Annotated in this window: 3 protein-coding genes; all 3 read left to right on the top strand. The window is 68.9% G+C overall.

Annotation, left to right across the window (positions count from 1 at the left end):
* Positions 1 to 1,596 (top strand): transketolase family protein (locus ACWDSL_RS52360; RefSeq protein WP_450496718.1); only part of this gene is annotated, 1,596 nt, incomplete at its 5' end.
* A 13-nt stretch (positions 1,597 to 1,609) separates the two neighbouring features.
* Entirely contained in the window at positions 1,610 to 3,238 is a 1,629-nt protein-coding gene (gene pgi / locus ACWDSL_RS52365; RefSeq protein WP_450496719.1) for a glucose-6-phosphate isomerase, read from the top strand.
* Positions 3,239 to 3,297: 59 nt separating this feature from the next.
* The coding region (locus ACWDSL_RS52370; RefSeq protein ID WP_450496721.1) for an NADP-dependent phosphogluconate dehydrogenase at positions 3,298 to 3,924 on the top strand (627 nt) is incomplete at its 3' end.

Consider the following 3,924-nt stretch of genomic DNA (forward strand, 5'->3'; position numbering starts at 1 on the left):
AACCGCGACGACTTCACGCTCTTCGACTTCGACGTGTACGCGCTCGCCGGGGACGGCTGCATGATGGAGGGCGTCTCCTCCGAGGCGGCCTCGCTGGCCGGACACCTGCAGCTGTCCAATCTGTGCTGGATCTACGACTCCAACCGGGTCACCATCGAGGGCCACACCGACATCACCTTCACCGAGGATGTCGCCGCGCGCTTCCTGGCCTACGGCTGGAACGTGACCACCGTCGCCGACGCCAACGACCTCGACCAGATCAGCCGCGCCTTCCACACCTTCCGCACCGAGGCCGAGCGTCCGACCCTGGTCCTCGTACACAGCCACATCGGCTACGGCTCGCCGGTCGAGGACTCACCGAAGGCACACGGAGCGCCGTTCGGGCCGGAGGGGGTCAGAGCCACCAAGCGTGTTCTCGGCATTCCGCCGGACGCCGATTTCCACATCCCCGACGGTGTGCCGGACTGGTTCGCGCGCGGTATCGGCGCGCGGGGCGCGGAGTTGCGCAGCGGCTGGGAGAAGACGTTCGACGCCTACCGCGGCGCACACCCCGAACTCGCCGAGGAACTGGAGCGGATCCAGCGTCGGCGACTCCCGGACGGCTGGGAGGACGCGCTGCCCACCTTCCCGGCCGACCCCAAGGGTCTGGCGAGCCGCGATTCGTCGGGCCAGGTGCTGAACGCCGTGGCCACAGCGGTGCCCTGGGTCCTCGGCGGGTCCGCCGATCTGACGCCGTCGACCAAGACCCGCCTCGTATTCGGCGGAGCGGGCGACTTCCAGCCCGACGACCGGTCCGGGAGCAATCTGCACCTCGGTGTCCGCGAACACGCGGCTGCCGCCGTCGCCAACGGCATGGCGCTGACGAAGCTCCGTCCGTACTGGTCCGGGTTCCTGATCTTCTCCGACTACGCCAAGGCGGCCATCCGCCTCTCCGCGCTGATGGAGATCCCCACCCTGCACATCTTCACCCATGACTCCATCGGGGTCGGCGAGGACGGACCCACACACCAGCCCGTCGAGCAACTGGCGGGGTTGCGCGCGACGCCCGGGCTGCTCGTCTTCCGGCCCGCCGACGCGAACGAGGTCGTCGAAACGTGGCGCCTGGTCACCGCCCTGCGCAGGGAGCCGGCCGCGATCGTCCTCTCCCGCCAGCCCCTCCCCACCCTCGACCGCGATCGGCTCGGGGCGGCCAGTGGTGTCGCGCGGGGTGCCTACGTCCTGGCGGACGCGTCCCCCGGCGAGCCCGAGTTGATCCTGCTCGCCACCGGCTCCGAGGTGTCGCTGGCCCTGGCCGCGCATGACGAACTCGCCGCCGAGGGCATCGCGTCCCGGGTGGTGAGCATGCCGTGCTGGGAGCTGTTCGACCGCCAGCCGCGGGAGTACCGCGATCAGGTGCTGCCGCCCGCGGTGACGGCCAGGGTCGCGGTGGAGAAGGCCTCCACGCTCGGCTGGGACCGGTACGTCGGTAGCGGCGGGGCCATCGTCGGTATGCACACCTTCGGCGCCTCCGCACCCCTCAAACAGCTGCTCAACAAGTTCGGATTCACCCCTGAGCGTGTCTCTCAGGTGGCGCGCGAGCTGGTGGCTCCGGGCTGAGGAGGTCCACGAGATGTCCATCGACTCCCTGCGGCAGAAGCCGTCGTGGAAGGCACTTGAACAACATCACTCCGAGATCGGGGCGGTCCATCTGCGTGACCTGTTCGCGCAGGACCCGGACCGCGGTGAGCGGCTGTGCGCGGAGGGGGCCGGGCTGTATCTCGACTACTCCAAGAACCGCGTCACCGACGAGACGATGCGGCTGCTCTGCGAGCTCGCCCGGGAGTGCGGGGTGGAAGGGCGCAGGGACTCGATGTTCCGCGGCGAGCACATCAACGTCTCGGAAGACCGCCCGGCGCTGCACGTGGCCCTCCGTATGCCACAAGGGAGTTCCCTCGTCGTCGACGGCGCCGATGTCGTCGCCCAGGTCCACTCCGTCCTGGACCGCATGGCCGCGTTCGCCCGGCGCATTCGGTCGGGCGAGTGGAAGGGGCACACCGGAAAGCCGATCAGAAACATCGTCAACGTCGGGATCGGCGGCTCCGACCTCGGTCCTGTCATGGCGTACGAGGCGCTGCGCCACTACACCCGGCGCGATCTGACCTTCCGTTTCGTGTCCAACGTCGACGCGACCGACTTCGTCGAGGCGACCCGCGACCTCTCCCCGGAGGAGACCCTGTTCATCATCTCCTCCAAGACCTTCGGCACACTGGAAACCCTCACCAACGCCCGGTCGGCGCGCGACTGGGTGGTCGGCGCCCTCGGCAGCGAGGAGGCCGTGGCCCGGCACTTCGTCGCGGTCTCGACCCATGCCCGGCGCGTGGCGGAATTCGGCATCGACACGGCCAACATGTTCGAGTTCTGGGACTGGGTGGGCGGTCGTTATTCGATGGACTCCGCCATCGGTCTGTCCACCATGGTCGCCATCGGACCCGAGCAGTTCCACGACATGCTGGCAGGCTTCCACGCCATGGACGAACACTTCCGCACGGCCCCGCTCGAGGCGAACCTGCCCGGGCTCATGGGGCTCCTCGCCGTCTGGTACGCGGAGTTCTTCGGCGTCCAGACCATCGGTGTGATGCCGTACGAGCAGTATCTGAAGCGGTTCCCGGCATATCTGCAGCAACTGACCATGGAGTCGAACGGCAAGCATGTGACCCTAGGCGGCGCACCGGTCGACTACGACACGGGCCCCGTCTACTGGGGCGAGCCGGGCACCAACGGCCAGCACAGCTTCTACCAGCTCATCCACCAGGGGACCCGGCTGATACCGCTCGATCTGATCGGCTTCGGCAAGAGCCTCAACCCGCTCGGCGACCACCACGACATCCTGTCGTCCAACATCTTCGCGCAGGCCGAAGCGCTCGCCTTCGGGAAGACCGAGCGGGAGGTCCGGGCGGAGGGCACCGCGCCCGAGGTCGTTCCGCACCGTGTCATGGAAGGCAATCGCCCCACCAATGTGCTGCTCGGCGAGGTCCTGACACCTCGGCTGCTCGGCACACTCGTCTCCCTCTACGAGCACAGCGTGTTCACCCAGGGGGTGATCTGGGACATCGATCCCTTCGACCAGTGGGGGGTGGAGCTCGGCAAGGTACTCGCGGCCCGGATCACCCCGGAACTCACCTCCGACGCCGAACCGGAGCTCGCCCACGACTCGTCGTCCAACGCCCTCATCCGCCGCTACCGCGCCCTCAAACGCTAGGGCCCATCCGCCAGGGCCCGTCGCCAGGGCCGTCCCACAACGTCCCGCAGGAGAGCACCATGGCTACCGACACCCCCATGCAGCTCGGCATGATCGGGCTCGGCCGGATGGGCGCGAACCTCGTGCGCCGGCTGATGCGCGACGGCCACCGCTGTGTGGTCTACGACCTCGACGAAAGCGCCGTACGGGAGCTGGAAGGCGAGGGCGCCGTCGCCGCCCGCTCGCTCGGCGACCTGGTGGCGAAGCTGGAGCGGCCACGGGCCGCCTGGCTCATGCTGCCCGCCGCCGTCGTCCAGCCCACCCTCGATCAGCTGGCCGAACTCCTCGCCCCGGGCGACGCGGTCATCGACGGTGGCAACTCCTACTACCGCGATGACATCACCCGCGCGGCGCAGCTCGCTCCTCGCCGCATCCACTATCTGGACTGCGGGACCTCGGGCGGGGTCTGGGGGCTCGACCGCGGATACTGCCTCATGATCGGCGGTGAGCGGGAGCAGGTCGCCCGGCTCGACCCCATCTTCCGGACCATCGCGCCCGGCGCCGGCTCCGCCGAGCCGACCCCGAGCAGACAGGCCGACGGCACGGCACCCCAGGGCTATCTCCACTGCGGTCCGAGCGGCGCCGGACACTTCGTGAAGATGGTTCACAACGGGGTCGAGTACGGAATGATGGCCTCGATCGCCGAA

It is taken from the genome of Streptomyces sp. NPDC000941, assembly GCF_053599555.1.

Coding starts and splice junctions, on each gene's coding strand:
- pgi (WP_450496719.1), top strand. CDS start 1,610: ATGTCCATCGACTCCCTGCGGCAGAAGCCGTCGTGGAAGGCACTTGAA.